The following is a 2,266-nucleotide window of genomic DNA, read 5'->3' on the forward strand; positions in this document are numbered from 1 at the left end:
GGCCATGATCGCGCGCTCCGCCTCGACGTCGGCGGGGTTCGCCTCCGCCTCGAGCCGGCGCGCGACGGCGGCCTCGAGCTGCAGCAACGCCGCATCGAGCCTGCGCAGGGCGTCCCCGGCCGAGTCGTGCCCGGCCGAGTCGTGCCCGGCGGAGTCGGGCCCGGCAGCGTCGTCGCCGGGCGGATCGGTCGGGGGGCTGGCGGGCTCGCTCATGGTCGAGGGCAGGTTTCCCCTAAGCCGCAGCGGATTTCCAGCCGATTCCGACCGCACGCCCAGGCAAATCCGCGTCGGGACGATCCCGCCCGGTCAGGCCGTCCGGATTGTCAGGGCTTGCGCGCGCACAGCCACCGCGTGCGCTTTGACAGCCCGAGGCACCATGTTAGAGACCCGCCGCACGCGCAGGGCCTGTCCTCGCGCGCATCCTCTGCCCGGATATCCGACCCGTGCCAGTCCCGAGGCCCTCGCCCGCGTCGTCCGTCTCACGGATGGTCCCCGGCGACCCGTGCCCGGTCCTCGCGTCGGTTCATCCCAGGTTCAATTCGGCGGTTCATAGAGCCGGCCGCAGCACCGGACGGCCGACGCGCCGCCCCGGTATCATCGAGCGGCGCCCGCAAGGTGGCGCCCCATCTCGGGAAGGAGTCACGCCGTGACGGTGAAGGTTGCCATCAACGGGTTCGGGCGCATCGGCCGCAACGTGCTGCGCGCGATCCACGAGGCCGGCCGCAAGGACATCGAGGTCGTGGCGATCAACGACCTGGGGCCGGTCGAGACCAACGCGCACCTGCTGCGCTTCGACTCGATCCACGGCCGGTTCAACGCCAAGGTCGTGGTCGACGGCGACTACATCGTCGTCGACGGCAACCGCATCCGCGTCACCGCCGTGCGCAACCCGGCCGAGCTGCCGCACCGCGAGCTCGGCGTCGACATCGCGCTCGAATGCACCGGCATCTTCACCTCGAAGGACAAGGCCAAGGCCCACCTCGACGCCGGCGCCAAGCGCGTCATCGTCTCGGCCCCCGCCGACGGCGCCGACCTGACGGTGGTCTACGGCGTGAACCACGACCAGCTCACCGCCGACCACCACGTGATCTCGAACGCCTCGTGCACCACGAACTGCCTGGTGCCGGTGGCGAAGGTCCTCAACGACCTCGTCGGGATCGAGCGCGGCTTCATGACCACGATCCACTCCTACACCAACGACCAGCCGTCGCTGGACCAGATGCACAAGGACCTCTATCGGGCCCGCGCCGCCGCGCTCTCGATGATCCCGACCTCGACCGGCGCCGCCAAGGCCGTCGGCCTCGTGCTGCCCGAGTTGAAGGGCAAGCTCGACGGGACCTCGATCCGCGTGCCGACGCCGAACGTCTCGGCGGTCGACCTCGTGTTCACCGCCAAGCGCGCCACCTCCGTCGAGGAGATCAACACGGCGATCGTGGCGGCGGCCGACGGCCCGCTCAAGGGCGTGCTGGCCTACACCGACCAGCCCAACGTCTCGATCGACTTCAACCACGACCCGCACTCCTCGACCTTCCACCTCGACCAGACCAAGGTCATGGACGGCACCTTCGTCCGCATCCTCGCCTGGTACGACAACGAGTGGGGCTTCTCGAACCGCATGGCCGACACGGCCGTGGCGATGGCCAAGCTGATCTAACGCGTTGATCTGATCCGTTCACCCGGCCGGCTCGCGGGCGCCACCCGCGGGCCGGCGGTTTCGCGACCAAGCCCAGCTCCACGAGGCGCCGGGCCGCCTTCCGAACCGCAGACGAGCAAGGGTCCGACACGCATGACCGACGCCCCCAAGACCGCGACCGGACAGGACTTCATCCCGGCGGCGACCACGCATGTGGAGACAGCCCGCGTGGAGGCGAAGCCCGCGATTCCCGGCGCCTCCGTGGCGACGCCGATCGCCGCCAACCAGCTGTTCGACCAGCTCGCCCGGATCGAGGACAAGACCTCGCGCATCGAGGACAAGTACGCCCGCTCCGAGTCTCTGCTGACCCGCGTCGAGGACAAGGTCGAGGGCGCCTCGAACCGCATGAACGAGGCCGCCCGCCAGTCCGACCTCGCCGCGCTCCGCTCCGAGATGCGCGGCCTGACCGAGCGCACGCGGCGCCTGCCCGGCACCGGCGCCCTGGTGCTCACCGCGATCATCACCGCCGTGCTCACCGTGGTGCTGATGGTCGCCGTGCAGCGGCTCAACCTCGACAGCCTGCTGCCGCCGCGCGCGAACGCCACCGCGCCTGCGGCCCAAGCCCCCGCCACG

General features: G+C 70.7%; 3 protein-coding genes. 2 read left to right on the plus strand and 1 reads right to left on the minus strand.

Features of this window, described 5'->3' with window-relative positions; genetic code table 11:
- Positions 1–213, minus strand: a 213-nt coding sequence (locus tag FV222_RS23715; protein ID WP_147815794.1) for a DUF4164 family protein, incomplete at its 3' end; no start/stop codon positions are given.
- 433 nt (positions 214–646) lie between these two features.
- On the opposite strand from FV222_RS23715, the gene gap reads away from it, so the two are divergent.
- The gene (gap, locus tag FV222_RS23720) at positions 647–1,654 is read left to right on the plus strand and encodes a type I glyceraldehyde-3-phosphate dehydrogenase (RefSeq protein WP_147762785.1); all 1,008 of its coding nucleotides are present in this window, start codon (positions 647–649) and stop codon (positions 1,652–1,654) included.
- A 132-nt stretch (positions 1,655–1,786) separates the two neighbouring features.
- A partial coding sequence (locus FV222_RS23725; protein WP_147815795.1) for a hypothetical protein occupies positions 1,787–2,266 on the plus strand: 480 nt, incomplete at its 3' end.

This window comes from Methylobacterium sp. WL103 (genome assembly GCF_008039885.1).
Classification (GTDB): Bacteria; Pseudomonadota; Alphaproteobacteria; order Rhizobiales; family Beijerinckiaceae; genus Methylobacterium; species Methylobacterium cerastii.